General features: G+C 73.7%; 25 protein-coding genes and 1 riboswitch. Of the genes, 12 read left to right on the top strand and 13 right to left on the bottom strand.

All coding sequences use genetic code 11. The annotated features are described in order from the left end of the window. Positions 1-55: 55 nt before the first annotated feature. The 4 genes from OCT49_RS06655 to OCT49_RS06640 all read right to left on the bottom strand — a co-directional run bounded on the left by OCT49_RS06655 (position 56) and on the right by OCT49_RS06640 (position 4,693). On the bottom strand, positions 56-1,582 hold the full coding sequence (locus OCT49_RS06655; protein ID WP_283850959.1) for a cobyric acid synthase: 1,527 nt from the start codon (positions 1,580-1,582) through the stop codon (positions 56-58). Further along, positions 1,579-2,622 (bottom strand): cobalamin biosynthesis protein, encoded by a 1,044-nt coding sequence (locus tag OCT49_RS06650; RefSeq protein ID WP_283855693.1) that lies wholly within the window; start codon positions 2,620-2,622, stop codon positions 1,579-1,581. Before OCT49_RS06650 ends, OCT49_RS06655 begins: the two co-directional genes overlap by 4 nt. A gap of 144 nt (positions 2,623-2,766) precedes the next feature. Then, a riboswitch (cobalamin riboswitch) is annotated at positions 2,767-2,896 on the bottom strand. Positions 2,897-3,155: 259 nt separating this feature from the next. Beyond that, positions 3,156-3,386, bottom strand: coding sequence for a hypothetical protein (locus OCT49_RS06645; protein WP_283850958.1), 231 nt, complete (start codon positions 3,384-3,386; stop codon positions 3,156-3,158). 35 nt (positions 3,387-3,421) lie between these two features. After that, positions 3,422-4,693 carry an inorganic phosphate transporter gene (locus OCT49_RS06640; protein WP_283850957.1) on the bottom strand — a complete coding sequence of 424 codons (1,272 nt, stop codon included), beginning with the start codon at positions 4,691-4,693 and terminating at the stop codon, positions 3,422-3,424. Between the two features lie 348 nt (positions 4,694-5,041). Between OCT49_RS06640 and OCT49_RS06635 the strand changes: the two genes are divergently transcribed. From OCT49_RS06635 to OCT49_RS06625, 3 genes are all read left to right on the top strand, one after another. Next, positions 5,042-5,701: a class II aldolase/adducin family protein gene (locus tag OCT49_RS06635; RefSeq protein WP_283850956.1), complete on the top strand. Its 660-nt coding sequence runs from the start codon at positions 5,042-5,044 to the stop codon at positions 5,699-5,701. Between the two features lie 221 nt (positions 5,702-5,922). Further along, a complete protein-coding gene (locus tag OCT49_RS06630) occupies positions 5,923-7,050 on the top strand; it encodes an alpha/beta hydrolase (protein WP_283850955.1) in 1,128 nt (375 codons plus the stop codon). 185 nt (positions 7,051-7,235) lie between these two features. Beyond that, positions 7,236-8,534, top strand: a complete 1,299-nt coding sequence (locus OCT49_RS06625; RefSeq protein WP_283855692.1) for a hypothetical protein — start codon at positions 7,236-7,238, stop codon at positions 8,532-8,534. A 100-nt stretch (positions 8,535-8,634) separates the two neighbouring features. Here the strand turns inward: OCT49_RS06625 and OCT49_RS06620 are convergent, their stop codons facing one another. Then, positions 8,635-9,048, bottom strand: coding sequence for a VOC family protein (locus OCT49_RS06620; protein WP_283850954.1), 414 nt, complete (start codon positions 9,046-9,048; stop codon positions 8,635-8,637). Between the two features lie 121 nt (positions 9,049-9,169). Next, positions 9,170-10,060, bottom strand: a complete 891-nt coding sequence (ypfJ, locus tag OCT49_RS06615) for a KPN_02809 family neutral zinc metallopeptidase (RefSeq protein ID WP_283850953.1) — start codon at positions 10,058-10,060, stop codon at positions 9,170-9,172. A gap of 266 nt (positions 10,061-10,326) precedes the next feature. On the opposite strand from ypfJ, the gene OCT49_RS06610 reads away from it, so the two are divergent. The 3 genes from OCT49_RS06610 to OCT49_RS06600 all read left to right on the top strand — a co-directional run bounded on the left by OCT49_RS06610 (position 10,327) and on the right by OCT49_RS06600 (position 13,429). Beyond that, the gene (locus OCT49_RS06610; protein WP_283850952.1) at positions 10,327-11,925 is read left to right on the top strand and encodes an ABC-F family ATP-binding cassette domain-containing protein; all 1,599 of its coding nucleotides are present in this window, start codon (positions 10,327-10,329) and stop codon (positions 11,923-11,925) included. Between the two features lie 341 nt (positions 11,926-12,266). Beyond that, a complete protein-coding gene (locus tag OCT49_RS06605; protein WP_018518904.1) occupies positions 12,267-12,488 on the top strand; it encodes a helix-turn-helix domain-containing protein in 222 nt (73 codons plus the stop codon). 149 nt (positions 12,489-12,637) lie between these two features. Continuing rightward, a complete protein-coding gene (locus tag OCT49_RS06600; protein ID WP_283850951.1) occupies positions 12,638-13,429 on the top strand; it encodes an enoyl-CoA hydratase/isomerase family protein in 792 nt (263 codons plus the stop codon). 123 nt (positions 13,430-13,552) lie between these two features. Here OCT49_RS06600 and OCT49_RS06595 read toward each other — a convergent pair whose 3' ends face one another. After that, positions 13,553-14,272 carry a hypothetical protein gene (locus OCT49_RS06595; RefSeq protein WP_283850950.1) on the bottom strand — a complete coding sequence of 240 codons (720 nt, stop codon included), beginning with the start codon at positions 14,270-14,272 and terminating at the stop codon, positions 13,553-13,555. A gap of 92 nt (positions 14,273-14,364) precedes the next feature. Between OCT49_RS06595 and OCT49_RS06590 the strand changes: the two genes are divergently transcribed. The 5 genes from OCT49_RS06590 to amaP are packed head-to-tail and all read left to right on the top strand — an operon-like array spanning position 14,365 to position 16,691. After that, a complete protein-coding gene (locus OCT49_RS06590; RefSeq protein ID WP_283850949.1) occupies positions 14,365-14,841 on the top strand; it encodes an Asp23/Gls24 family envelope stress response protein in 477 nt (158 codons plus the stop codon). A 32-nt stretch (positions 14,842-14,873) separates the two neighbouring features. Further along, on the top strand, positions 14,874-15,065 hold the full coding sequence (locus tag OCT49_RS06585; RefSeq protein WP_283850948.1) for a hypothetical protein: 192 nt from the start codon (positions 14,874-14,876) through the stop codon (positions 15,063-15,065). Continuing rightward, a complete protein-coding gene (locus OCT49_RS06580) occupies positions 15,062-15,424 on the top strand; it encodes a hypothetical protein (protein WP_391730204.1) in 363 nt (120 codons plus the stop codon). The genes OCT49_RS06585 and OCT49_RS06580 overlap by 4 nt, the downstream gene beginning before the upstream one ends. Beyond that, complete coding sequence (locus OCT49_RS06575) at positions 15,421-16,107, top strand: DUF6286 domain-containing protein (RefSeq protein WP_283850947.1); 687 nt, start codon at positions 15,421-15,423, stop codon at positions 16,105-16,107. Before OCT49_RS06580 ends, OCT49_RS06575 begins: the two co-directional genes overlap by 4 nt. Before the next feature lie 5 nt (positions 16,108-16,112). Further along, on the top strand, positions 16,113-16,691 hold the full coding sequence (amaP, locus tag OCT49_RS06570) for an alkaline shock response membrane anchor protein AmaP (protein WP_502963449.1): 579 nt from the start codon (positions 16,113-16,115) through the stop codon (positions 16,689-16,691). Between the two features lie 178 nt (positions 16,692-16,869). Here the strand turns inward: amaP and OCT49_RS06565 are convergent, their stop codons facing one another. The 5 genes from OCT49_RS06565 to OCT49_RS06545 all read right to left on the bottom strand — a co-directional run bounded on the left by OCT49_RS06565 (position 16,870) and on the right by OCT49_RS06545 (position 21,761). Next, positions 16,870-17,625 carry an SDR family oxidoreductase gene (locus OCT49_RS06565; protein WP_283850945.1) on the bottom strand — a complete coding sequence of 252 codons (756 nt, stop codon included), beginning with the start codon at positions 17,623-17,625 and terminating at the stop codon, positions 16,870-16,872. A gap of 4 nt (positions 17,626-17,629) precedes the next feature. Then, positions 17,630-19,429 carry a glycoside hydrolase family 15 protein gene (locus tag OCT49_RS06560; RefSeq protein ID WP_283850944.1) on the bottom strand — a complete coding sequence of 600 codons (1,800 nt, stop codon included), beginning with the start codon at positions 19,427-19,429 and terminating at the stop codon, positions 17,630-17,632. Positions 19,430-19,540: 111 nt separating this feature from the next. Continuing rightward, positions 19,541-20,362: an SURF1 family cytochrome oxidase biogenesis protein gene (locus OCT49_RS06555; protein WP_283850943.1), complete on the bottom strand. Its 822-nt coding sequence runs from the start codon at positions 20,360-20,362 to the stop codon at positions 19,541-19,543. 102 nt (positions 20,363-20,464) lie between these two features. Next, positions 20,465-20,698, bottom strand: a complete 234-nt coding sequence (locus tag OCT49_RS06550) for a metallothionein (protein ID WP_078532401.1) — start codon at positions 20,696-20,698, stop codon at positions 20,465-20,467. 64 nt (positions 20,699-20,762) lie between these two features. Then, a complete protein-coding gene (locus OCT49_RS06545; RefSeq protein ID WP_283850942.1) occupies positions 20,763-21,761 on the bottom strand; it encodes a DEDDh family exonuclease in 999 nt (332 codons plus the stop codon). 183 nt (positions 21,762-21,944) lie between these two features. On the opposite strand from OCT49_RS06545, the gene OCT49_RS06540 reads away from it, so the two are divergent. Then, entirely contained in the window at positions 21,945-22,658 is a 714-nt protein-coding gene (locus OCT49_RS06540; protein ID WP_283850941.1) for a VIT1/CCC1 transporter family protein, read from the top strand. 14 nt (positions 22,659-22,672) lie between these two features. Here OCT49_RS06540 and OCT49_RS06535 read toward each other — a convergent pair whose 3' ends face one another. Further along, on the bottom strand, positions 22,673-25,768 hold the full coding sequence (locus OCT49_RS06535) for an NACHT domain-containing protein (RefSeq protein ID WP_283850940.1): 3,096 nt from the start codon (positions 25,766-25,768) through the stop codon (positions 22,673-22,675). Positions 25,769-25,794: the final 26 nt, after the last annotated feature.

Below are 25,794 nucleotides of genomic sequence, written 5' to 3'. Positions count from 1 at the left end.
CCCGGACCGACGGCACCGCCCGGGGCGTTCCCGGTGCGGTGCCCGAAGGGATGGTTCATGCGCGCGTCCCGGATGCCGCGGGCGCGCCCGGCGGGAGGAAGGGCAGGCCCGACGGCGCGCCCGACTCGATGAGCCGCAGCAGCGCGTCGGTGTCGGCGTGTTCCTCGATCAGGTCGCCGAGCCGGTCCAGCTGCTCCTCCCGCAGCACGCCGAAGACGGTGTCGGGGGCGGGCACGAAACGCCGGCCCGCAGCCCGCGCCACCTCGGCCAGGAAGCGGCGGCGGAACGCGTCGCTCTCCAACGAGCCGTGCCAGTGGGTGCCCCACACGGCGCCGACCCGGCACCCGTCCAGGAACGGCTCCCCGCCGCGCACGTCCGCGACGCCGTGGTGGATCTCGTACCCCTCCACGGGCGCGCCGAGCGCCTCGCCGACGGGGCGGGCGAGGGTCTTCTCGCGGTCGAAGCGGATGCGCACGGGCAGCAGGCCCAGGCCCTCGACCCGGCCCGCACGGGACTCGACCTCGTCCTCGATGTGCTCGCCGAGCACCTGGAAGCCGCCGCAGATGCCGAGGACCGGCAAGCCCTCGGCCGCGCGCCGCACCAGCGCGTCGGCGAGACCGCGCTCGCGCAGCCAGGCCAGCGCCTTCACGGTGCCGCGGGTCCCCGGCACCACCACGAGGTCGGCGTCGGACAGCTCCTCGGCCCGGTCCACGAACCGGACGACGACGCCGGGTTCGGCGGCCAGCGCGTCCACGTCGGTGAAGTTCGACATCAGGGGCACCGCGCACACCGCGACCCGCAGCACGTCCTCGCCGTGCGGCGGGGCGACGACCGACTCGCGCACGGCGCCGCGCAGCGAGACCCGCAGGCCGTCCTCCTCGTCGATGCCGAGGCCGTGGGCGAAGGGCAGCACCCCGTACGTCCCCCGCCCGGTGAGCCCGCGCAGCATCTCCAGGCCCGGCTCCAGCAGCGACACGTCGCCGCGGAACTTGTTCACCAGGTAGCCCGCGATCAGCGACTGGTCCTCGGGGGCCAGCAGCGCCGTCGTGCCGAAGAACGAGGCGAAGACCCCGCCGCGGTCGATGTCGCCGACCACCACCACGGGAAAGCCCGCCGCCCGCGCGACGCCCATGTTCACGATGTCCGTGCGCCGCAGATTGATCTCGGCCGGACTGCCCGCCCCTTCGCAGATCACCGCGTCATACGTGCCCCGCAGCTGCTCCAGGCAGTCCACGACCGTGGAGAACAGCGCCTCCTGCCGGCCGCCGTGGTAGCCGCGCGCGCTCATCTCGCCGACCGGCCTGCCCATCAGGACGACCTGGCTGGAGCGGTCGCCGCCGGGCTTGAGCAGGACCGGGTTCATCAGCGCGGACGGCTCCACCCGGGCGGCCCGGGCCTGCATGGCCTGGGCCCGTCCGATCTCGGCGCCCTCCTGGGTGACGAACGAGTTCAGCGACATGTTCTGCGCCTTGAAGGGCGCCACCTTCACGCCCCGGCGCACCAGCCAGCGGCAGATGCCCGCGGTGACGACGCTCTTGCCGGCGTCGGAGGTGGTTCCGGCGATCAGCAGCCCGCCGCTCATGGGTTTCTCCGTCCTGGAGTGCGAGATCCTGGGGTGCGAGGGCCGAGGACGCGAGGTCCTGCCACGTCCGGCACGGCCGTCCGGCGGCCCGCGATCCGCCGGGCGGCGAGCGACACGCCGAACCGGCCCGCCACGCACACGCCCAGGGCCAGCACGCCCACCCGGCGCGACAGCCGCACCGCGCGCTCGATGTCCGCGCCCTCCACCGCCCGGCCGGCCTCCCCGTTGAGCACGGGACGGTGCTCGACCCGGCCGCCGTACGCGAGGGTCCCGCCGAGCCGTACGCCGAGCGCGCCCGCGAACGCGGCCTCCACCGGGCCCGCGTTGGGGCTCGGGTGCCGGCCGGCATCGGCCCGCCAGGCCCGTGCCGCCGCACCCGGACGGCCGCCCGCGGCCACGGCGAGCAGGGCGGTGAGCCGGGCGCCGGGCCAGCCCGCGAGGTCGTCGAGGCGGGCCGAGGCCCAGCCGTAGCGCCGGTACCGGGGCGACTTGTGGCCGACCATGGCGTCCAGGGTGTTGACGGCCCGGAAACCGGCCAGCCCCGGCACCCCGCCCAGCGCGCCCCACACCAGGGCGCCGACCACGGCGTCGGAGGTGTTCTCGGCCACGGACTCCACCACGGCGCGGGCGATCTGCGGCCCGTCGAGGGACTGCGGGTCGCGCCCGCACAGATGCGGCAGCCGTTCGCGGGCCAGCTCGATGTCGCCGGCCGCCAGGGCGTCGCCGATGGCCCGTGCCTCGCGGCCCAGGGACGTGCCGCCGACGACGGACCAGGTGGTGGCGGCGGTCAGCGCGAGGGAGGCGGCGGGGCGGTCGCGCAGGGCGCGGGCGACCAGCGCGGCACCGCCCGCGACGCCTCCGGCGCAGACGAGGGCGTGCAGCGCGCCCCACCCGCGGTGGTCGTGCCACAGACGGCGCTCGACGTTCGCCACGGCCCGCCCGAACCCGGCCACCGGGTGCCCCCTGCGGGGGTCACCGAGCAGCAGGTCGCCGAGCAGACCGGCGGCGGCGCCGTACGCGAAGACGCGGTCGGCTCGCACGCTCAACCGGCCGTCGTGCCTCGGAGGATCCCGGTACGGGCGGCTCTCGGCGAGAGCGCCCCGACGACGGACGCACGGCAGCCAGGCATGGCGATATGTCCTCACTCAGGGTCCGCGCCCTGGTTCGACGTGACCGGCGACGAGAGTCTCCTGGCTCCCGGATCCGCGGTTCCCCCGGCCTTCCAGCCCGCTCGCGCGTGCCGTGACTTCCGGTGTTGGGGGACCGCTCCCCGGTGACAGTGGCGGGACCGCGCCGGATTCGCACCGGCTTCCTCTGCTGTCGCCGTGATTGGCTCCGGCAGTCCACCACGCCCCGCGAACGCCCGTCAACCTGCCGTTGACCTGCGGCGGCGCAGTGTGCTGAGACCCACATCGCCCCGGGCGCACGGCGAAGGGCCGGACACCTCGCGGGTGTCCGGCCCTCCGTGACGCGCGTGCTCGGACGTCACGTATGCGCTCGGACGTGATGCGTGCGCTCGGGCGTCACGTAGGCGCTTGAACGTCACGCATGTGCTCGGGCGTGACGCGTGTGCTCAGGCGACGATGAGGAAGATCCCGTACGCGACCGCCGCCACGCACAGCGCGAAGCAGACGTACGCCCCGGCGCGGGCCAGCAGCACCGAGCCGCCGGAGCCGCCCTGCGCCGCCGGTTCGGCCTGCTTGGAGAGGCCGACGATGCCGAGGGTGAAGAGGCCCACCAGGGCGACGGTGACCACGAGGGAGACGCCGAACACGGAACCGAGGGCTGCCCAGTCGATTTTCATGCTGATTCCTTAGACGGCCGGCCTGGACGGCCCGCTCAGACGGTGGCGGGTCGCGCCGGGTCCTGGGTGGTGGTGGTTGCGGCCGGGGCCACGATGGTGGCCGTGAGGTTCTGGACCGGTGCCTGGGCCGTGGTGGGCGGCGGGCTGACGGCGGCGATGGCCGTGGTGACGACGCCCGCGGGCTCGACGTCGCCGTCCGACGGGGCGACGTCGCCGTGGCCGACCGGCTTGCGGCGCGAGATCAGCCAGATCGAGCCGGAGCCCGCGACCAGCAGCGCCGCCACGACGACGACACCCCAGGTGCCCTGCTTGGTGAGGAGTTCGGCGCCCGCGCCGACCAGGCCGGCGGCCGGGAGGGTCAGGCCCCAGGCGACGAACATCCGGGTGGCGGTGGACCAGCGGACCACGCCGCCCTGCCGGCCGAGGCCCGCGCCCATCACGGCGCCGGAGCAGGACTGGGTGGTGGAGAGGGAGAAGCCGAGGTGCGAGGAGGCCAGGATGACCGTGGCCGCACTGGTCTGGGCGGCGAAGCCCTGCGGCGGCCTGAGGTCGGTGAGGCCGCTGCCCATGGTGCGGATGATGCGCCAGCCGCCCAGGTAGGTGCCGAGGGCGATGGCCAGACCGGCGGACACGATCACCCAGACCGGGGGGTTGGAACCGGGGCTCAGGACGCCGCCGGTGACCAGGGCCAGGGTGATGATGCCCATGGTCTTCTGTGCGTCGTTGGTGCCGTGGGCGAGGGAGACCAGTCCGGCCGAGGCGATCTGACCGGCGCGGTAACCCTTGGCGGTGGCCTTTTCCTGGGCGTCGTTGCGGATCTTCCCGCCGATCCGGTACGTCAGCCTGGTGGCCAGCAGCGCGGCCAGTCCGGCGACGATCGGGGCGGCGACCGCGGGGAGCAGCACCTTGGTGACGACGGTGCCGCCGTTGACGGAGGACCAGCCGGCCGACATGACGGCCGCGCCGATCAGGCCGCCGAACAGGGCGTGCGAGGAGCTGGACGGCAGTCCGACCAGCCAGGTCAGCAGATTCCACAGGATGGCGCCGACGAGAGCCGCGAAGATCACTTCTGTGCGCAGCCCGTCCTCGTTGATGATCCCGCCGGAGATCGTCTTGGCGACCTCCACCGACAGGAACGCGCCGACGAGATTGAGAACGGCGGACATGGCCACCGCTGTCTTCGGTTTGAGTGCACCGGTCGAGATGGTCGTCGCCATCGCGTTCGCGGTGTCATGGAAACCGTTCGTGAAATCGAACACTAGAGCTGTCACGATCACAATCGCGAGGAGCAGCGTGATGTGTTCCATTTACCCAGGCAATCGTTCGACGTTATTGGTGCGTAAACCGTAGGCAACCTTGGTGAACGGAAGGTGAACTGGGCAGGGCGCTGTGGTGTTGCCAAGCGATTGGTGTCATTCCGCTTGTTTCCTTGTGCGGGCGACGGCGGGGCCCTGTCATCCGTTCGACAGTACGTGCGGCCTCCGGGCGGGACCGGCCCCCGGCCCCACCCGGAACCTCTCGCTCCGCCGAGGCCGCCCCCCGGGCCGCGAGCCGCCCGCCCGCGGGGGAAAGGAATGGGCCATCGACCGGGCCCCGGAGCGTCCGTCCCGGCCGATCGCATGTCCGTCCGCCCTCCGGCCTGACAGGATCGGCGCATGAGCGATCAGCAGCGGGACGCGATAGGGCGGGCCTGGGACGGTGTCGTCGCCACCGCCCGCAGGACGGCGGCCGAGGGCCTCGTCGTCGGGACCTCGGGAAACGTGTCGGCACGGGTCGGCGACACGGTCCTGGTCACACCGAGCGGAGTGCCGTACGACCGGCTCGGCCCGCAGGACGTCGTCGGCGTCGACCTGGCGGGCCGCCGCGTCCTGGGCGAACTGGCCCCGACCAGCGAACTCCCGCTCCACCTCGCGGTCTACCGGAACACCGACGCGTCCGCCGTCGTGCACACCCACGCGGTGCACGCCACGGCCGTCTCCACCCTGGTCCCCGAGGTCCCGCCGGTCCACTACGCCGCCGCCATGCTCGGCGGGACCGTCCGGGTCGCGGCCTACGCGCGCTACGGCACCGACGAACTGGCCGCGAACATGCTCACCGCGCTGCGGGACCGCACGGGCTGCCTGCTCCAGAACCACGGCACGGTCACCCACGGCGCCACCCTGGACGAGGCCTACGACCGCACCGCCCAGCTGGAATGGCTCTGCCGGCTCTGGCTCGCCGCGAGCTCCGTGCCCGGCCGCACCCCGAGCCTGCTCTCCCCGGCCCAGCTGAGCGACGTCCAGGAGGCGCTCAAGGGATACGGACAGCCGGGCTGACCCGCCGCGCCCGACCCGCCACGCCCCTGCCCACTCGCCCAACCCGCCACGCCCCTGCCCACTCGCCCGACCCGCCACGCCCGGCCTACTCGTCCGGACCCGTCCGGCCCCCTCCGCGCCCTGCCCGCTCGCCCGAACCGGGCCCGCCCGGACCGGGCCCGCCCGGACCCGGACGGCCCCGTCCGCTGGCACGGTGCCGCGCCCCCCACGACACTGGAGCGGTGCGCCCGGCAACAGTTACGGCAGCAGCCGTCACCACCATCCTCGGCATCGGTGCGGCAGCGGTCGCGGCCGGCCGGTACGCCAGCGACGCCGCCCTCAGGGCGCCGTCCGGACGGCCCCTGCCCGCCGACCGCAGACTCACCGTGCACGCCACGGCGGCCGGACAGGTCACCCTGACCCGTTCCTTCGCCGCGCTGCGCCCCGGCACGTACGGCCTGGTGGGCAAGGACGTCCATGCCGTCGTCGGCCCGGTGCTCGAGAACGCCCACCACGCCCCCGACACCGTCGTCCGTCGGCTGGAACGCGTCAGCCGGGGCAGCCTGGAACCCGGCATCAAGGTCCGGATCACCCCACAGCTGCACAGCGGCGACCCCCGGTCCGCCCTCGGTCTCGGCCACGACGAGGTCGAGATCCCCGGCGAACTCGGCGCCCTGCCCGCCTGGTTCCTGCCCGGCCACCGCGACACCTGGGTCATCACCGTGCACGGCCTCGGCACCACCAGGGAACACCCCATGAACCTCATGAGGTTCCTGCACGGCCTGCGCCTGCCCGTCCTCGACCTGGCCTACCGCGGCGACGCCGGAGCCCCGCGGCCCCCCGACGGCCTCGCCCATCTCGGCGAATCCGAGTGGCGCGACCTGGACGCCGCGATCCGCTTCGCCGTGCGGTACGGAGCCGAGAAGGTCGTCCTGCACGGCTGGTCCACCGGCGCCTCCATGGCCCTGCACGCGGCCGTCAACTCCGCGCTCCGCGACCGGATCTGCGGCCTCGTCCTCGACTCACCGGTCCTGGACTGGGCCACCACGCTGCGCGCCCTCGCCGTCGCCCGCGGGGTCCCCGCCGCGCTGCTGCCGCTCGCCGTCCGCGCCGCCCAGGGGCAGACCGGACTGCACGGCGCCCGGCTCCTCGACGGCTCCCTGGCCGCCGCCCTGCGCGCCCCGGCCGTGATCTTCCACGGACCGGACGACCGGCTGGCCCCCTGGCAGCCGTCCCGCGACCTCGCCGCCCGCCGCCCCGAGCTGATCGCCCTGCACACCGTGGAGCAGGCTCCGCACGCGGCGATGTGGAACGCCGACCCGGACCGCTACGAGGAGACGCTGCGCCGTTTCCTGACGCCCCTGATGTGACCCGATGGGAGGGATCGGGCGTTTGGTTCCCGATCCGGCCCGTCACCTCCTCCACCGGGAATCCGGACTCCGTTTGGGCTTTCGGGCGGTCAGGAGCAAGACTGCTCCCCGTGACGTCCCGTACCCCGCGCGACTCCAGGCTGCGACTTGTCCGCCCGCGACCCCTTGCCACTGCGCGCAAGGCCGTGACCACCCGGCGCACCAGGCCGGCCCCCCGACCACCGGAGGGCACCCCGCCCCGGTCCGAACTGGCCCGCCAGGCCAGGACGGTTCTCGCCGATGCCGTACGGATCGCCCGCTGGGCGGCCGACGGCGCGATTCCCGGCGCGCCACCGCTCGCCGCCCAGGCTCTCGAACGGGCCGCGACGGCCCTGGAGTTGTCCCCGGCCCAGATCCGCTCCGGCTGGGACCGGGCCAGACTCGCCGGCCTGGTCGAACTGCACGGCGACACCGCGCGCCCCGGCTGGCGGCTGCGCGCCTGGGACCGCGACGACTCCGCCGTCCTGCGCGGCTGGGTGGCGCTGTTCGACGCCTGGTCGCTCGTCCACCCGGCGCCCGAGGACATCGAGTCCACCGCGGTCGCCGAGGCCGTCGAGGCCGTGCCGCAGGTGCTCTCCCTCCTCCAGCTCTCGGCGGGCCCGGTCACCGTGCCCGCCCTGCTGGACCTGCTCGGCCAGCGCGTCGCGGAACTCCGCGAGGAACGCTGCGAGGTGCCGTACGGGCCGCAGCCGCTGCCCGCACCGGCCGAGCCCGCCCCGCCCGCCGACCCCGCCGCCCTGCTGGACTGGGCCCTGGAGGGACTGGCCGCCGTCGGCGCCCTCACCCTCGGCACCGGGCACGCCACCCTCACCCCGCTCGGCAACTGGGCGGTCTGGGTCAAGCTGGAGCAGATCTGCGTCGCGGCCCAGAGCCCGGCCGGGAACATCGAGCAGTCCGCCGCCGACATGCTGCTCGGCTGCGCCCGGCTCACCCCCGGACCGGCCCGCGACGAGTACCGGGCCTGGCTGGCCGCCCGCCCCGTAGGCAGCGCCGTCGCCGAACTCCTCGCCGTCGCCCGCGGCGAGGACGCGCTGCTGCGGGGACTCGCCTTCGAGGCGCTCCGGGTCGTCGGCGCCCCCGCCGAGCCCGAGGTGCGCGCCGTCGCGGACGACCCCTCGCTGCGCCCCTACGCGCTGCTCTGGCTGGCCGAGTACGACGGGGCCGACCCCGAGGACGCCCAGGACGTCCTCAGCCGGGAGGAGGCCACCTGGCTCTGGGTCGACACCGCGGCGGCCGTCGCCGACCACGGCGAGACCGGACTGCTGGTCCGGCACCTCGACTCGGCCGTCCAGGGCACGGTCCCGGCCCTGCTGGACGAGGTACGGGCCGTCGGCCACCCGCGCACCGTGCAGGTGCTGGTGGCGCTGGCCGCCGCGCACCCGGACCCCGCACTGGCCAAGGCGGTGCGCCGGGCCGCGTTCCAGGTGCACACCGGGGGCGCGTGACCCGGCGCGTGCCGCGCCCGGCCCGTGTTCCACGGGAGCGGGTGCGGCACGGGCCGGCCCGGCAGCGGCCCCGTCCCGCTCCCGGAGGCCCGCCCGGCGGTCAGTCCGCCGACCCCGGCGCGTACGTCCCGAAGGTCCACACGTTGCCCTCGGCGTCCCGCGCCGTGTAGTCGCGCGAGCCGTAGTCCTGGTCGGTGGGCGGCATCAGGATCTCCACCCCGTGCTCCACGGCACGCGCGTGGTGCGCGTCGACCTCGTCCACCACGACGTAGACCCCGACCGGGCCCGCATCCCGCAGCGCCTCCGCGAAGACGCCCGAACGGCCCTTGGAGCCCAGCATCACCCTGCCGTTCCCGCAGGACAGTTCGGCGTGCAGGACCTGGCCGCCCGCGCCCTCGTACACCGCCTCCTCGGTGAAGCCGAGCCCCTCCGTCAGGGTTCTGATCGCCGCTCTCGCGTCGTCGTACAGAATCGCCGGATAGATCGTCGGAACTCCGGCCGGTGCGCCAGCCATGACGTTCACCCCTTTCCGTGCCCTCTGCCCCGATTTCTGTGATCCGTGTCTCAGTCTTCCACCGGCCACCGGCAGCGGCCCGGCCACCGGTGGCGCCCCGTCCCGACGGCCCGCCCGGGGCTCAGCGGAAGGTGTTGCAGTCGGCCATGTCGCCGCTGCGGAAACCGGTGGTGAACCACTGCTGCCGCTGCGCCGCCGAGCCGTGCGTCCAGGACTCCGGCGTGACCCGGCCCTGGAACTTCTCCTGGATCCGGTCGTCGCCGACGGCGGCCGCCGCGTCCAGCCCGTCCCGGATGTCCGCCTGTGTCAGCGAGGTGATCGGCGGCCGCCCGGTCGACTCGTCCGGGGTGGTCGTCGCGTGGTGCGCCCAGACCCCGGCGTAGCAGTCCGCCTGCAGCTCGACCCGGACCGCGTTGCTGTCCGCGCCGGTCCGCCCGTCCTGCGACCGCTTCAGCGTCCCCATCAGGTCCTGCACGTGGTGCCCGGACTCGTGGGCCACGACGTACGCCTGGGCGAACGGGCCGCCACTGGAGCCGAACTCCGTCCGCAGCTCGTCGAAGAACCCCAGGTCCAGGTAGACCTTCCGGTCACCGGGGCAGCAGAACGGCTCGACCGCCGAGGTCGCGGAGCCGCAGGCGGTGCCGATCCGGTCGGCGAACAGGATCGTCCGCGAGGGCGTGTACGTGCCCTGCCGCCGCCGGAACTCCTGCTCCCAGTAGTCCTGCACGCTGTTGACCACGGCGACCGTCCGGCAGTCCTCCCGGGTGTTCGCGTCCTGCCCGGTCCGGCAGTCCTCCTCCACCTGCGCCGCCGACGAGGCGGCCGGCGTCGCGTCGGGGTCGCCGGACGACAGGCCGAGCTGTTCGGGACCCACGCCGAGGAACAGCCCCAGGGCCGGCGCGATGAGGCCGACGATGCCGCCGCCCACGGTGGCCCTGCCGCCCGGGATGCGACTGCCGCGCACGTCCTGGACCTCGGACGTGTCCAGATCGGCGTCGTCGTCGAACTGCATGGGCACCGCCCTCCGCTCCGGCCGCGGCGGCCTCACCACCTCCGTCGAGTATCGGGCGGTTCGTCCGGCAATGCCCTTTTACGTCGCGCGGTGGAGTGGGGCGGTGACGCCGCGCGAGACGGCGGCGAGGGGACGGGCGCGGGCGGAAAAGCAGTTGCACACCCCCAGTAGAATGGCCCGTATGGCAATTCTCCCTGTGCATTGAGCGGCGTCGAGACACCTCCGCCCTCGTCCCGTCCGCCGTCCTACCGCCCCGGAGTTTTACCGTGATCACCGCTTCCGGCATCGAGCTGCGCGCCGGCGCCCGCATCCTCATCGAGTCCGCCTCCTTCCGTATCGCCAAGGGCGACCGCATCGGCCTCGTCGGCCGCAACGGAGCGGGCAAGACCACCCTCACCAAGTGCCTCGCGGGCGAGGGCAATCCGGCCGGTGGCACCATCACCCGCTCCGGCGAGGTGGGCTACCTCCCGCAGGACCCCCGCACCGGCGACCTCGACGTGCTCGCCCGCGACCGCATCCTCTCCGCCCGCGGCCTCGACGAGATCCTGCGCAAGATGCGGGAGAACGAGGACCGGATGGCGAACGGCAAGGGCGCCACCCGCGAGAAGGCGATGAAGAAGTACGAGCGCCTGGAGACGGAGTTCCTCACCAAGGGCGGATACGCCGCCGAGGCCGAGGCCGCCACCATCGCCGCCGCGCTCAGCCTGCCCGACCGGGTGCTCGGACAGCCGCTCCACACGCTCTCCGGCGGTCAGCGCCGCCGCGTCGAGCTGGCCCGCATCCTGTTCTCGGACGCCGACATCCTGCTGCTCGACGAGCCGACGAACCACCTGGACGCCGACTCGATCGTCTGGCTGCGCGAGTACCTCAAGACCTACCGCGGCGGCTTCATCGTGATCTCCCACGACGTCGAACTCGTCGAGACGGTCGTCAACAAGGTCTTCTACCTCGACGCCAACCGCTCGCAGATCGACGTCTACAACATGGGCTGGAAGCTCTACCAGCAGCAGCGCGAGGCCGACGAGAAGCGCCGCAAGCGCGAGCGGCAGAACGCCGAGAAGAAGGCCGCGGCCCTCAACTCGCAGGCCGACAAGATGCGCGCCAAGGCCACCAAGACCGTCGCCGCCCAGAACATGGCCAAGCGTGCCGAGCGGCTGCTCTCCGGCCTGGAGGCGGCCCGCGTCGCCGACAAGGTCGCCAAGCTGCGCTTCCCCGAGCCCGCGCCGTGCGGGAAGACCCCCCTGATGGCGGAGGGTCTCTCCAAGTCCTACGGCTCGCTCGAGATCTTCACCGACGTCGACCTCGCCATCGACAAGGGCTCCCGGGTCGTCATCCTCGGCCTCAACGGCGCGGGCAAGACCACCCTGCTCCGGCTCCTCGGCGGCGCCGAGGAACCCGACACCGGCCAGATCATCCAGGGTCACGGACTCAAGCTCGGCTACTACGCCCAGGAGCACGAGACCCTGGACCCGGACCGCACGGTCCTGGAGAACATGCGCTCCGCGGCGCCCGACCTCGACCTCGTCGACGTCCGCAAGACCCTGGGCTCCTTCCTCTTCTCCGGCGACGACGTCGACAAGCCCGCCGGGGTCCTCTCCGGCGGCGAGAAGACCCGTCTCGCGCTGGCGACCCTGGTGGTCTCCTCCGCCAATGTGCTGCTCCTGGACGAGCCGACGAACAACCTCGACCCGGCCAGCCGCGAGGAGATCCTCGGCGCGCTGCGCACGTACAAGGGCGCCGTCGTCCTCGTGACGCACGACGAGGGAGCCGTCGAGGCACTCCAGCCGGAGCGCATCATCCTGCTGCCGGACGGCGTCGAGGACCTCTGGGGCGCGGACTACCAGGACCTGGTCGCCCTGGCCTGAACCGGCCCGGCGCATGTTTGATCCACTCCGTCTGGATCATTCGGCCCATGCGCGCTCCGTCATCTGTGTGACGGCGTCTCGTACCCCGGCACGGTGCCCGGCAGATGCCTGCCGGGCACACCCATTCGGCCCCCGGAAAACCCGTGCGGCCCTGACCTGCTGATTCGCCCCGCACCCCGCCCCACCCGCCCCCGCAGCCCCACGGAACAACGGATTCCGGAGGCCCGATCCCGTTCCCCGGGCGGCAATCCGGTTGCACGGACCTTGCCGAATGGGTGGCCAGGAAGCTGCCGAGGGGTGATCATGAGAGTCCAGAGCGCACTTCCCATGAGGAGGCACGGGTGGCCGAGACTCTGAAGAAGGGCAGCCGGGTGACCGGCGCCGCGCGCGACAAGCTCGCGGCAGACCTGAAGAAGAAGTACGACTCCGGTGCGAGCATCCGGGCGCTGGCCGAGGAAACCGGCCGCTCCTACGGATTCGTCCACCGGATGCTCAGCGAGTCCGGAGTCACGCTGCGGGGACGCGGCGGAGCGACACGGGGCAAGAAGGCCGCCACGGCCTGACGGCCACCGGCGGTCGGGACGGGTCGTGCGGCTGTCCCGAGGTTCACCGTTCCCGACGGTGGCCACCCGGTCGACCACCCGGTCGACCGGGTGGTTACTGTTCAGTCACTTAGCTCCACGTGCTGACTGAACGGACCCGGAGGCGCCCCATGACCTCGCTCGACCCCGTACTCGACAAGGACGGCGTACGACTCACCGTCGACGACGCGGTCGCCATGGTGACCCTCACCAACCCGGCCAGGCGCAACGCCCAGTCTCCCGCTCTGTGGCGGGCGTTGACGGAAGCCGGACGGGCACTGCCCGGCAGCGTGCGGGTCGTCGTGCTCCGCGGCGAGGGCAAGTCGTTCTCCGCCGGCCTCGACCGGCAGGCGTTCACCCCCGAGGGATTCGACGGCGAGCCGTCCTTCCTCGACATGGCGCGCGGCCCGCAGGACGAGCTCGACGCGATCATCGCCGAGTACCAGGAGGCGTTCACCTGGTGGCGCCGCAACGACATCGTGTCGATCGCGGCCGTCCAGGGGCACGCGATCGGTGCCGGTTTCCAGCTGGCCCTCGCCTGCGATCTGCGGATCGTCGCCGAGGACGTGCAGTTCGCCATGCGTGAGACCAGTCTCGGACTGGTCCCCGACCTCACCGGCACGCACCCCCTGGTGCACCTGGTGGGGTACGCCCGCGCGCTCGAGATCTGTGCCACGGGCCGCTTCGTCCACGCCGAGGAGGCCGAACGCACCGGCCTGGCCAACCTCGTGGTCCCCGCCGACGAGCTGGACGGCGCGGCCCGCGACCTGGCCGGCGCGCTGCTGGCCGCCCCGCGCGACGCGGTCGTGGAGACCAAGGCGCTGCTGCGCGGTGCGGTCTCGCGCGGCTACGAGGAACAGCGCGCCGCCGAACGCGCCGCGCAGGGCCGCCGGCTGCGCGACCTGGCGGGCATCACCGACTGATCCCGGGCGCTCGCGGCCCCGTGGGCGGAACCGGCCGGTCCGGTCCCGCCCACGGGTTCCGGGCGCCCGCGAACGCCCGGGCCGCCGTCGGCGGGAGGCGCACCGGTCCCGCCCGGCCCCCGTTCAGTCGAGTCCCGTCACCCGGTCGCGTTCCACCACTGCGGTGATCAGCACCGCGACCGAGGGGCGCCCCTCCACCGCGTCCGTCACCGCGCCCCGCACGGCGCGCGCCACGTCGAGCGCCCGGTGCGCGGGGTCCGTCGCCAGCTCGATCCGCACCCGCCCCGGGCCCGTGTGCACCGGGTGTCCCAGCGCCCGGGTCAGCGCCACCACGCCCGGAACCCCGGCGGCGGCCCGCCCCGCGTCCTCCGTCGCCCGCGCCCCGTGCACCTCGGGCGGTGCGGGAGGCGTCCGTTCGGGCGGTGCGTCCAGCAGCTCCGTCACCCGTACGTCCACCTCCGCCACCACCAGGCCCAGCCGGTCCCCGGCCGCCGTGAACAGGGCCGAACGCAGTGCGTCGGCGGCGGTCGGCAGCGGCCGGCCGGACAGGGCCGACATGGCCGCCTCGATCCGCAACGGCCCCGGCGGCAGGGCGCTCGGCGGCGGTTCCACCTCCGGTTCCGGGGCCGAATCCGGAGCGGCCACCGCGATCCTGAGCCGCCCGAGCAGCGCGCCCGGCTCCTGCCCCGCCACCGCCCCGCGCAGCACCGCGACCGCCGCCCGCTCGGCGATCCAGGCCCCGTCGGCCGGACCGCCCAGCGGGAGCAGCCGTCCGAGGCCGAGCCTCTGCCTGACCGCCGCCGCCCATTCGCCCGCCCGCTGCGGGCCCTCACCCGTCGTCATCCCCCCAGCCTGCCGTATTCACGGCGCAGGACGCGGCAACCCCGCCTAATGTGGGCAAAGAGGGGCGAATCATCCCGAAGGGAAGAGTGGCGATGACCGACACCACACAGCGGAACCGGCCCGAGAGCTCCGACCGGGAATCGAGTCCGCTCGTCAAGCGTGGCGGGGGAGCCCCCGCCACCCGCGGCCGCACCACCATCGCCGATGGCGTGGTCGAGAAGATCGCGGGAATGGCGGCCCGTGACGTGGTCGGCGTCCACGCGATGGGCAGCGGCCTGTCGCGCACGTTCGGCGCGGTGCGCGACCGGGTGCCCGGCGGGGGCGGGGGCAAGGCCGTCACCCGCGGGGTGAAGGCGGAGGTCGGCGAGTCCCAGACCGCCCTCGACCTGGAGATCGTCGTCGACTACGGCGTCTCGATCGCCGACGTCGCCCGCGACGTGCGGGAGAACGTGGTCGCGGCGGTCGAGCGGATGACCGGTCTGGAGGTCGTCGAGGTCAACATCGCGGTGAGCGACGTGAAGCTGCCCGACGAGGTCGACGACGAGCAGCCCGAACCGCGGCTCCAGTAGGTCTTGGGCACGAGGCAGGCGAGGAGCACACGATGAGCATGGCTGTGATCGGCATGGTGGCCGGCATGGCGCTCGGATTCGCCGGGTACTTCGGCGGATTCGGGGCCTTCCTGCTGGTGGCCGCGTTGGGGGCGGTCGGCTTCGTCGCCGGCCGCTTCGTGGAGGGCGACCTGGAACCCGGCGACTTCTTCCGGAGTCGCGAGCGCGGCGACCGACGCCGGTGACGACGGTGTCGGGGGTGAGCCGCAAGATCGCCGCCGGTGAACGCGGGGAGACCCGGATCGCCGACCGGGTGGTCGCGAAGATCGCCGCCCAGGCGGCGAAGGAGGCGATCGAGGAACCGCCGGAGGAGGGCGGCGCCCCGCGCGCCACGGTCACGGTGCACCGGGACGTCGCCCGGGTACGGGTGAGCCTGGAACTCCGCTACCCCTCCGACATCGGCCGCCAGTGCGGCGGGGTGCGCCGCCGGGTCGCCGAGCGGGTGAGGGAGCTGGCGGGGATGGACGTGCCCGAGGTGGCCGTACAGGTCGAACGACTGCATCCGGTCGGAGCGGGCGCCGGGACAGGGGTGAGGACCCGATGAGCGAACCCCTGGAACCGGAGCACGGGACGCGGCCGCTGCCCGCCACCGGCCCCACCGGGCACGGGGACGTGCTCGCACCCGACCGGTCCTCCTCGTCCCTCGCACCGGGCCCGGCACCCGCCCGGCGGCACGGCGGCCCCCGGGCGGGCCGCTTCTGGTCCGCGCGCCGCATCCCCGCGGCGGTCCTCGCCCTGCTGGTCCTCGGCGCCGCCGCCCTGCTGCTCTACGACGTGGCGGCGGTACGGGCCGACCGCCAGGCGATGCGGTGGCGCCGGGAGCTGGCCGGTGAACTGGCCGCCCGCCCGCTGGAGAACACCTGGGTCCTCGCCCTCGCCGCCCTCGCCGTGCTGATCGGCCTCTGGCTGCTCGTGCTGGCCCTCACCCCCGGACTGCGCGCCCTGCTGCCGATGCGCCGAGACCGCCCCGGCGTCCGGGCCGCCCTCGACCGGTCCGCGGCCGCCCTGGTCCTGCGCGACCGCGCCGTCGAGGTGGCCGGGGTGCAGTCGGTACGGGTCCGGGCGGGCCGCAGCCGGGCGGTGGTGCGCGCCGTGTCGCACTTCCGGGAACTCGACGACGTACGGGCCGACCTGGACACCGTGCTCGAGGACGCCGTCGGGGAACTGGGGCTGGCCCGGCCGCCGAGTCTGTCCGTGCATGTCCGCCGACCCACGAAGAAGGGGTGAGCCCGTTGCTCGGGACCGTCAACCGGGTACTGCTCGGCCTGGCCGGACTGGTGCTGCTCTGCGTCGGCGGTGCGGTGCTCGCCGCCGGGCTCGGCCTCTCCGTGCCGTCCTGGTGGCCCTGGTACGGCAGGACGGACGTGCTGCTCAGCGCGGCCGACCGGGAACGCTGGCGGGACCAGGGCTGGTGGTGGCCGACGGTCATCGCGGCCCTGGCCGTCATGGTCGTCCTGGCCCTGTGGTGGTTCCTGGCCCAGCTGCGCCGCGCCCGGCTCGCCGAGGTGCTGGTGGACAGCGGCGACGGCGAGGGGGCCCGACTGCGGGGCCGGGCCCTGGAAGGGGTGCTCGCCGACGAGGCGGGGAACCTGGACGGGGTGGCCCGTGCCCGGGTCGCGCTGACCGGCCGGCGCTCCGCGCCGCGCGTCCGGATCCGGCTGCGGATGGAGCCGCACGCGGCACCCGACGAGACGCTCGGCCGCCTCACCGACGAGGCGCTGGCCCACGCGCGGGAATCGGCGGGACTGGCCGAACTGCCGGCCGAGGTACGGCTGAGGGCGGTCGGGCACCGGGCGGAGCGGGTGAGCTGACGGCCCCGGGCCGGGCCCGGGCACTCTCCCGCAGCATGCCCGTGGGCGTGCTGCGGGAGCCCGGACGCCACCCGGCCGCCGGACGCCGGACGGTCGCGGCCCGGACGCCGGGAACGGAAAACGGAACCAGGAACGGAACCAGGAACCGAACCGGGCCCGGAAACCGTTCGGGAACCGCTCAGAAACCGTGCCGGTAACCGCCGTCGACCGGCACCATGATGCCCGTCAGGTACGAGGCCGCCGGCGACAGCAGGAACGCCGCGGTCCGCCCGAACTCCTCCGGCGTGCCGTAGCGCCGCAGCGGGATGCGCGCCTCGTTGGCGGCGCGGGAGGCCTCCGCGTCGCCCGAGAGCGCGTCCAGTTCGCGGACCCGGTCCGTGTCGATCCGGGCCGGCAGCACCCCCACCACCCGGATGCCCCGGGGCCCCAGCTCGTCGGCCAGGGACTTGGCGAAGCCCGCCAGACCGGGGCGCAGCCCGTTGGAGATGGTCAGCCCGGCGATCGGCTCGTGCACGGAACCGGAGAGCACGAAGCCGATGACCCCGCCCTCGCCGAGCGCGGCCGCCGTGGTCCTGGCCAGCCGCACCGCGCCCAGGAACACCGACTCGAAGGCCGACCGCCACTGCTCGTCGGTGTTGTCGGCGACGAAACCGGGCGCGGGCCCGCCGACGCTGATGAGGATGCCGTCGAGCCGCCCGAACCGCTCGTGCGCCGCGTCCACCAGACGCCGGGCGGACTCGGGGTCGGCGTTGTCGGCGACGAGGCCGAGCGCGTCCGGCCCCAGCTCGGCGGCGGCCTTCTCGACGCGCTTCTCGTCCCGCCCGGTGATGATCACCCGTGCGCCGTCGGCGGCCAGTGCCGCGGCGGTGGCGTTGCCCAGCCCGCGGGTCGCCCCGGTGACGATGTACACACGGTCCTTCAGTCCAAGATCCATGGCCCTATCCTGCCGTGTCGGTCTCCAGGGTGCCCTGCCCGGCCAGCGCCATGGCGGTGCCCACCAGGCCGATGTGGCTGAACGCCTGCGGGAAGTTGCCGAGTTGCCGCCGCTTGCCGGTGTCGTACTCCTCGGCGAGCAGCCCCACGTCGTTGCGGAGCGCCAGCAGCTGCCGGAAGATTTCCTCCGCCTCCTCGGCGCGCCCGGTCAGGCGCAGGGCGTCGGCCAGCCAGAACGAGCAGGCCAGGAAGGCCCCTTCGGTACCGGGCAGCCCGTCGACCGAGAAGCCGTCCGTGCTGTAGCGGCGGACCAGGCAGCCGCTGCCCAGCTCGGCCCGGACCGCGTCGACCGTCCCGATCACCCGGGGGTCGTCCGGCGGCAGGAACCCGGTGCGGGCGATCAGCAGCGTCGCGGCGTCCAGCTCCCGGGAGCCGTAGGACTGGGTGAAGGTGTTCCGCACCGGGTCGAACCCCTTCTCGCACACCTCCCGGTGCACGGCGTCCCGCATGGCCCGCCACCGGTCGGCGTCCCCGGCCAGCGAGGGGTTCTCCTCCAGGGTGCGCACGGCACGGTCCGCGGCGACCCAGGACATGACCTTGGAGTGCACGAAGTGGCGGCGCCGGCCGCGGATCTCCCAGAGTCCCTCGTCCGGCTCGCGCCAGGTGGACTCCAGGAAGCCGAGCAGGCTCAGCTGGAGGTTCCAGGCGTGCGGCTTGTCGTCCAGGCCCGCCTCGCGCGCGAGCCGCAGGGAGTCGATGACCTCGCCGTAGACGTCGAGCTGACGCTGGCGGACCGCCGCGTTGCCGATCCGGACCGGGGTGGAGTTCTCGTACCCGCGCAGCCATGGCAGCTCCGCCTCGGGCAGCCGCCGCTCGCCCGCGAGGCCGTACATGATCTGGAGGTCGGCGGGGTCGCCGGCGACCGCCCGCAACAGCCAGTCCCGCCAGGCCGCGGCCTCCTCCAGGTACCCGGCCGAGACCAGGGCGTCGAGGGTCAGCGTGGAGTCCCGCAGCCAGCAGAAGCGGTAGTCCCAGTTCCGTACGCCGCCGATCTCCTCCGGCAGCGAGGTGGTGGGGGCCGCGACGATGCCGCCGGTCGGCGCGAAGGTGAGCGCCTTCAGCGTGATCAGCGAACGGATCACCGCCTCCCGGTACGGGCCCCGGTACCTGCACCGCGAGGACCACTCGGCCCAGTCGGACAGGGTGGTCTCCAGGGCCAGGTGCGGGTCGACGAGGTCGGGGCGGGGCGAGTGCGAGGGGTGCCAGGTCAGGACGAACGCCACCTTCTCGCCCGCCGCGACGGTGAACGACGAGCAGGTGGAGAACTGCTGGCCCCAGGTCTTGACCGGCGGTTCGCTGCGCAGCCAGACCGAGTCCGGTCCCGCGACCGCCACCCGGTGCCCCTGCGAGCGGCGCACCCACGGCACGACGGAGCCGAAGTCGAAGCGCAGCCGGAGCACCGAACTCATGTCGACGCTGCCGCTGACGCCCTCGACGATCCGCATGACATCGGGTTCCCGGTCGCGCTGCGGCATGAAGTCGACGACCTTGACCGTGCCGGTACGGGTCTCCCAGACCGTCTCCAGGACGAGGGAGTCGCCCATGTAGCCGCGCCGGGTGCAGTTCTCCGCCCCCTTCGGGGCGATCCGCCAGTGGCCGTTCTCCTCGTCGCCGAGCAGGGCGGCGAAGCAGGCACCCGAGTCGAAGCGGGGCAGACAGAGCCAGTCGACGGAACCGTTCCTGCCGACCAGGGCGGCCGTCTGGAGATCGCCGATGAGGGCGTAGTCCTCGATGCGTGGGGTCACGTTCTGGCGTGTTCCCGGGCCGGGGCCCCGTTAAGCAACACCGGCACGCGGGTCGCCCGGTGGCGGACCGCCCCGCCCGGTGGCGCCCTCTCCCCGCCCGCGGACCCGGCGTCAGGCCGTCGCGGGCTCCGGCTTCCCGGGCCTGCCGGGCTCCTCCGGGTCGGAGCCGGACGCCTCCTCGGCCGCCGCCTGGGCCCGGTCGCGCTTCTCCCGGCGGGCGAGGACCACGTACCCGACCGGGACAGCGGCGGCGAACAGCCACCACTGCACGGCGTACGCCATGTGCGGGCCGATCGAACCGGAGTCGGGGGAGCCGATCAGCTCCGGGGAGCCGTCGACCGGCTCGGGTGCGGTCTGCTCGATGTAGCCGCCGAGCACCGGACGGGAGAGCCGCTCGGCCTCCTGGGCGCTGCTGATCAGCATCACCTGGCGGTCCGGCAGGTCCGAGATGTTCTTGATGCCGCTGGCGTCCGTCGTCTCGTCGGCCTTGAGCCGTCCGGTGACGGTCACCTCGCCCCGGGGCACGGGCGGCACGTCGGGGAAGTCGCGCTGGCTCGCGGCGGCGGGCACCCAGCCGCGGTTGACCAGGACCGTGCCGCCGCCCTTGAGGTCGAGCGGGATCAGCACGTGGAAGCCGACCCGGTCGTCGGAGGAGGTCCTGCGGCGCACGACCACCTGGTGCTCGGGGTCGTACGTGCCGGTGGCCGTCACCGTCCGCCAGTAGTCGGAGCGCGGCACCGTGTGACCCGGGGAGGTGAGCGAGGCGACCGGGACCGGCTTCGCCTTGAGGTTGCGGGAGATCAGGGCGTTCTGTTCGACCCTGTGCTCATGCCGGTGGAACTGCCAGAAACCCAGCTCGACCATCGTGGGAATCAGGACGAGGGCGAGGAGGGCGAGGAGAAGCCACTGCCGGGTCAACAGGAAGCGGTACACCCCACGACGGTACAACCGGGGTCGTGGGGTGCATCGCGCAGGGGTGGGGTGCATCGTGCCGGGGGCGGGTGGTGCAGGGGGAGGAAGTGCGGCGGCCGGCGGTCAGACCTTGTCGATGATGCCCACCTTCCCCTCGGCGCGGGCGCAGTGACCGCCGCAGAACCAGTGCCCCTCGACCTCGACGCCCTGGCCGATGATCTGGACCCGGCAGTGCTCACAGATGGGCGCCATGCGGTGGATGGCGCAGGAAAAGCAGTCGAAGACGTGCACCGCGCCCTGCGCGTGCACCTCGAAGGACATGCCGTAGTCGTTTCCGCAAACCTCGCAACGTGCCATGCGCCACAGGGTCGGACGCGAGGGCACCGGCGGGCGAGCGGTGGGCGGGCGAGTCGCCGCCGGTTCACTCCGATGACGGCGCGGCCGGCCGCACCGTCGCGGGGGCCACGTCGCGCAGCAGATGGGTGAAGGCGCTCTCGTCCAGGATCGGGGTGCCGAACGACTTGGCCTTCACCGTCTTCGACGTCGCCGAGTCCGGGTCGTTGGTCACCAGCAGGCTGGTGAGCCGGGACACACTGGTCGCCACGTGCAGCCCGGCCTCCACGGCCCGGTCCTCCAGCAGCTCGCGGTCGATGGAGGTGTCGCCGGAGAACGCCACCCGCATCCCCTGCTTGAGCGGCTTGTCCTTCTCGTACCGCCCCGGGTTCGGATACGGGCACGCCGGGCGCTTGCGCGGGGCCCGCCAGGAGCTCTGGCCGTACGAGGACCGGGGGCCGGACCGCGGGGTGACCGGGGAGTCCGACCACTCGGTCAGGGGCCGGCACTCCAGCAGCGGCAGCCGCACCCCGCCCCGCGCCGCCGCGTGCAGGCTCGGCCGGAACGCCTCGGCCAGGACCCGGGCGTCGTCCAGCGCGTGGTGGGCGCGCTGTTGCACGACCCCGAAGTGCGCGGCCAGCGACTCCAGCTTGTGGTTGGGCAGCGGGAGCCGCAGCTCCTTGGAGAGCGCGATGGTGCACAGCCGCTGCTGGACGGGGGCGAGGACCGAGGCCCGCGCGTACTCCCGGGCCAGCATCGACCAGTCGAAGGCCGCGTTGTGCGCGACCAGGACGCGGCCCGTGAGCCGCTCGGACAGCTGGGCGGCGATCTCCGGGAAGAGCGGGGCGCCTTCGAGGACGTCGCTGGTCAGGCCGTGGATCCAGACCGGACCGGGATCACGCTCCGGGTTGACGAGGGTGTACCAGTGGTCCTCGACGTCGCCCCGGGCGTCCAGACGGTAGACGGCGGCGGACACTATCCGGTCGTCCCGGGCGAGCCCGGTGGTCTCCACGTCGACGACCGCGTACCCCGGTGGGTAGGAGGTCGGCCATGGTGCTGCGGTCTGGCGGTCGTCGAGCATGGTCACAGAGAATACGGGCCGCGACTGACAGTCTCCTATTCCGGCCGTCCCCGGACTCCTCTCTTCCGGCCGGCTCCGGAGTCTCCTGTTCCGGCCGTTCCCGGACCCCCTCCTCCGGCCGTCCCCGGTTTCCCGTACACCCTGGTGTTTCCGCACGTCTGTGAGGGGGCGGGGTGAGACCATCCCCGGGTGACGGATTCCCGGACGCACCACGAACCGCACGGCAACGGGCTCGGCACCCGGCTGAACTGGCTGCGCGCCGCCGTCCTCGGCGCCAACGACGGGGTGGTCTCCACCGCGGGCCTGGTCGTCGGCGTGGCCGGTGCCACCGCGGACCGCGGCACCCTGCTCACGGCCGGCCTGGCGGGACTGCTGGCCGGGTCCATGTCGATGGCGGCGGGCGAGTACGTGTCGGTCTCCACCCAGCGCGATTCGGAGATGGCCGCGCTGGCGACGGAGAAGCAGGAGCTGATGGAGGCCCCGGAGGAGGAACTCGAGGAGCTGACCGGCCTGCTGGAGGGCAAGGGGCTGAGCCGCGAGGTCGCCCGCGAGGCCGCCGTCCAGCTCACCGAACGCGACGCGCTGCGCGCCCACGCGGCGGTCGAGCTGGGCATCGACCCGGACGAACTGACGAACCCGTGGCACGCGGCGGGCGCCAGCTTCCTGGCGTTCACGGTCGGCGCACTGCTGCCGCTGCTGGCGATCGTGCTGCCCCCGACGACGCTGCGGCTGCCGGTGACCGTGCTGTCGGTGCTCGCCGCCCTCGCCCTGACGGGCTGGTGGAGCGCCCGCCTGGGCGAGGCGGCGGCCGGGCCCGCGGTGCTGCGGAACATGGGCGGGGGAGCGCTGGCGATGGCGGTCACCTACGGGGCGGGGCAGCTGCTGGGGGCGGCGGGGGTGTGAGCGCTCCGGTCCCTTCAGCCGAGCCGTACGATCCGCTCGGGCGGGAAGAGCTCGGTGCCGGTGGCCACCGTCTGGCTGCCCATGTGGATCGTGAGGTTGTCGAGGTCGGCCAGGGGGGTCAGGTCGTAGGGGCCGTTCCCGGGCCGGGCGTGCAGCTGGAGTCGAGTCAGCGCGGGCAGTTCCCGCAGCGGTTCCAGTCCGTGCCGCAGGCGGCAGGAGATGAGCACGAGGGTGGGCAGGGTGGTCAGACCGGCGAGCCGGGCCAGTTCCAGGTCATCCAGCAACCCGAGGGTGAGCCGACGGAGGCGACGGAAGAACGGGGTCCGGCACACGTACTGAAGCTGCGAGAGACTTTCGACGCGGAGGTCTTCCAGCTCGGTCCACTGCTCGACCCCGTCCAGGCTCAGTTCGCGGGCATCCCTGATCAGGGAGAGTGACCTGAGCCGGCTGCTCAGCGCCAGTTCGCCGATGCTGTCGACGGCGAAGCGGTGGCCCAGGTGCAGGTCGCGGACCTCCGTGAAGGGCTCCAGCTGCTCCACCGGCACATCGGGATGCAGTTGGTTCAGGGACAACCAGGTGAGCGGAAGGTCCGACAGCGGGCTCAGATCGCGGACTTCGGGACACAGACTGAGCCCCACTTCCGTGAGCGATCGCATCGAGGCCAGCGGGGAGACATCGGTCAGTGCTTTGTTGTCGAAGACGAAGAGCCTCTCCAGTCCATGGCGCCGGACCAGCGGGGACAGGTCCGGGTGGTCACCCTCCAAGCGAATCCCCCGGGCCTCGGGCACATACCGCAGGGCCGCCAGCTCATCGGAGTTCGCCACGGAGACGCTGACTTCGGCCCAGGTCTGCGCCGCAAGCACCTCCCGGGCGTAGTCATCGGTGTCGAACGCCCCCCACGCGTTGGTCAGCTGGGCCGCCACCCACTCCCGCTCGTCGTCCCGGTAGCTCTTGACCACCTCGTACGCGGCCTCGCCGCCGATGAGTGCGGCTGTCAGCACCACGTCCCCCGCCGCGTACTCGTCCTCCACCTCCTTTGGCCCCGGCAGCAGTTCCAGCACCAGTTCGCCGACCTCGGCCAGCGCCTCCGCCTCCGCCCTGCCGCGCGGCGGCAGCAGCTCCGCCGTCCGCTCCTGGACCTCGGCACGCACCGCCGGGTCCAGTTCCGGCGCGTGTTCCAGACTCGCCGCCGCGAGCAGCACGAGCCGGTGCCGGTGCTTGCGGGTCTGGTCCGCGCGCTTGAGCAACCGCCGCAGCAGCCGGGCCCGTTCGTCGGGTCGGGCGTGGCCCACCGCCATCTGGACCACGTCGTGCCACTGGTCGTCGTGCGCGTGCTTGGCCAGGACGCCGAAGTCACGGGCCTCCACCGCGGCCTTCGCGCCCAGGTAGTCCTGGAAGGTCCGGTGCACGAACCCCACCGCGCCCGGGGCGGGTTCGCGCAGCAGACCGCTCCTTATCAGCAGGTGCGCGAACACCTGCTCCGGCGTCCCCCGCACCTGGGGCATCGCCGTCAGCCACTCGGCGACCATCGCCCCTGCCTCGTCGCGGTCCGCCTCCACCTGGCCGTTGCGGATCAGCCAGTACGCCAGCCGCTGGAGCAGCGCCGTCTGCTCCTCGCGGGTCAGGTCCACGCCCTCGACCCCGGTGATCTCGCGCTCCGTGTCCCGGCGCACCAGCAGCATGTCCAGCGCCGCGTCGTACAACTCCTTCCGGGCGCGCGGGAGCTGCATCCTGCGGTCCCGGTTGAGCGCGCACAGCAGGGCGCACATCAGCGGATTCGTCGCGAGCCGCGCCAGGTCGCGGCGCATGCCCACCGCGCGCCGCAGCGAGGCCTCGTACACGTCCAGTTGCTCGCGCTCCTCGGGGCCGTCGCACTCGGAGCGGGCCGCCGCGTGCCAGTGGTCGATGAACGAGCGGATGTCCCTCTGGTTCATCGGCAGCAGCGAGTGCGCCTCGAAGCCGGAGCCGGACAGCCAGCTCTCCGGCACCGCGGACGGGCGGGTCGTCACCACGTAACGGGCCCGCGGGTAGGCCGTGATCAGGTCCTTGAGCCAGCGCTCGGTCCGGTTGCGCAGCCGCGTCGGGACCTCGTCCACCCCGTCGACCAGGACCAGCGCCCGGCCCTCGGTCAGCAGCCGGTCCGCCCAGCCGGCGGGCGCCGCGCCGTGCAGCGGCACCCCGGCCGCGCGCAGGAACTCCTCGGGCGTGGGCAGGGCCCCGTGCGCGGTGAACGCGCGCAGCCGCAGGACGAACGGCACACAGCGGTTCCAGTCCGCCAGGCCGGTGCCGAACGTACGGCGGGCGGCGTTCACCGCGAGCCACTGCACCAGCGTGCTCTTGCCCGACCCGGCCGGGCCCCGCAGCAGCAGCCGGTCCGTCCCCGACAGCGCCTGCTCGACGGAGACCGTCACCGTGGCCGGATGCTCCGGCCCGCCCTGCCGGGCACCGCTCCCGCTCACCGTCAGGCTGATGTAGGCCGTCTCCAGCGGCCACTCGGCCGCCGACCGGCCCAGCGTCAGCCCGAACAGCCCCATCCGGCCGTGGGCCGCGGCCACGAACTCCGCGTACCGCTGCTCGAAGGCCGACGCCGCCGCGTCCGGGCGCGGGCCCACCCGCGCCTGCACCTCCGCCACCAGCTCCCGGGTCCGCTCCGTCGCGCGGGTCTGCTCCACGGCGGCCCGGGCCGCGAACGACGGATGGGCGGTCAGCTGCTCCACGGCATGCGCGCAGCACCGGCCGAGCAGCTCCTCGTACAGCTCGGCCGCACGCTCCGAGAGGCCCGCCGCAGGTGCCGACAGTGCGGCGCGCAGCCGCTCGGGCTCCAGGCCGACGGCGAACAGCCGGTCCGCCGTCAGCTCGCCCGTCGCCGCGAAGGTGTCCCGCACCGCCTCCACGGCGGCCAGCCGCTCGTGCTCGGGCAGCCCGGCGTACGACTCCGTCAGCCGTCCGCCGAGCACCTTCGCCAGCCGGTCCGGTTTCGCCGGGCGGGGGAGCGGGCGCACCGGGTCCCCGACCAGGCCCGCTCCCGGCCGCGGCGCGACCAGTGACCTGGCCACCGTGCCGATGACCGTCGTCGCCAGCCGGACCAGCGCAACTTCCAGACCCTGCACGACATTTCCTCCCCGGGACGGCTCAG

The organism is Streptomyces sp. ML-6 (assembly GCF_030116705.1).
Taxonomy (GTDB): Bacteria; Actinomycetota; Actinomycetes; order Streptomycetales; family Streptomycetaceae; genus Streptomyces.
Note: the sequence above shows the minus strand (reverse complement) of the source record. Positions and strands in the feature narration are given on the sequence as shown.

Excerpts from the sequence above, each read along its gene's own strand:
- OCT49_RS06620 (WP_283850954.1), bottom strand. The coding sequence starts at position 9,048 with ATGGCTGGCGCACCGGCCGGAGTTCCGACGATCTATCCGGCGATTCTG.
- OCT49_RS06645 (WP_283850958.1), bottom strand. The coding sequence starts at position 3,386 with ATGAAAATCGACTGGGCAGCCCTCGGTTCCGTGTTCGGCGTCTCCCTC.
- OCT49_RS06640 (WP_283850957.1), bottom strand. The coding sequence starts at position 4,693 with ATGGAACACATCACGCTGCTCCTCGCGATTGTGATCGTGACAGCTCTA.
- OCT49_RS06590 (WP_283850949.1), top strand. The coding sequence starts at position 14,365 with ATGACCGACACCACACAGCGGAACCGGCCCGAGAGCTCCGACCGGGAA.
- OCT49_RS06575 (WP_283850947.1), top strand. The coding sequence starts at position 15,421 with ATGAGCGAACCCCTGGAACCGGAGCACGGGACGCGGCCGCTGCCCGCC.
- OCT49_RS06565 (WP_283850945.1), bottom strand. The coding sequence starts at position 17,625 with ATGGATCTTGGACTGAAGGACCGTGTGTACATCGTCACCGGGGCGACC.
- OCT49_RS06585 (WP_283850948.1), top strand. The coding sequence starts at position 14,874 with ATGAGCATGGCTGTGATCGGCATGGTGGCCGGCATGGCGCTCGGATTC.
- ypfJ (WP_283850953.1), bottom strand. The coding sequence starts at position 10,060 with ATGCAGTTCGACGACGACGCCGATCTGGACACGTCCGAGGTCCAGGAC.
- OCT49_RS06600 (WP_283850951.1), top strand. The coding sequence starts at position 12,638 with ATGACCTCGCTCGACCCCGTACTCGACAAGGACGGCGTACGACTCACC.
- OCT49_RS06635 (WP_283850956.1), top strand. The coding sequence starts at position 5,042 with ATGAGCGATCAGCAGCGGGACGCGATAGGGCGGGCCTGGGACGGTGTC.
- OCT49_RS06550 (WP_078532401.1), bottom strand. The coding sequence starts at position 20,698 with ATGGCACGTTGCGAGGTTTGCGGAAACGACTACGGCATGTCCTTCGAG.
- OCT49_RS06655 (WP_283850959.1), bottom strand. The coding sequence starts at position 1,582 with ATGAGCGGCGGGCTGCTGATCGCCGGAACCACCTCCGACGCCGGCAAG.
- OCT49_RS06595 (WP_283850950.1), bottom strand. The coding sequence starts at position 14,272 with ATGACGACGGGTGAGGGCCCGCAGCGGGCGGGCGAATGGGCGGCGGCG.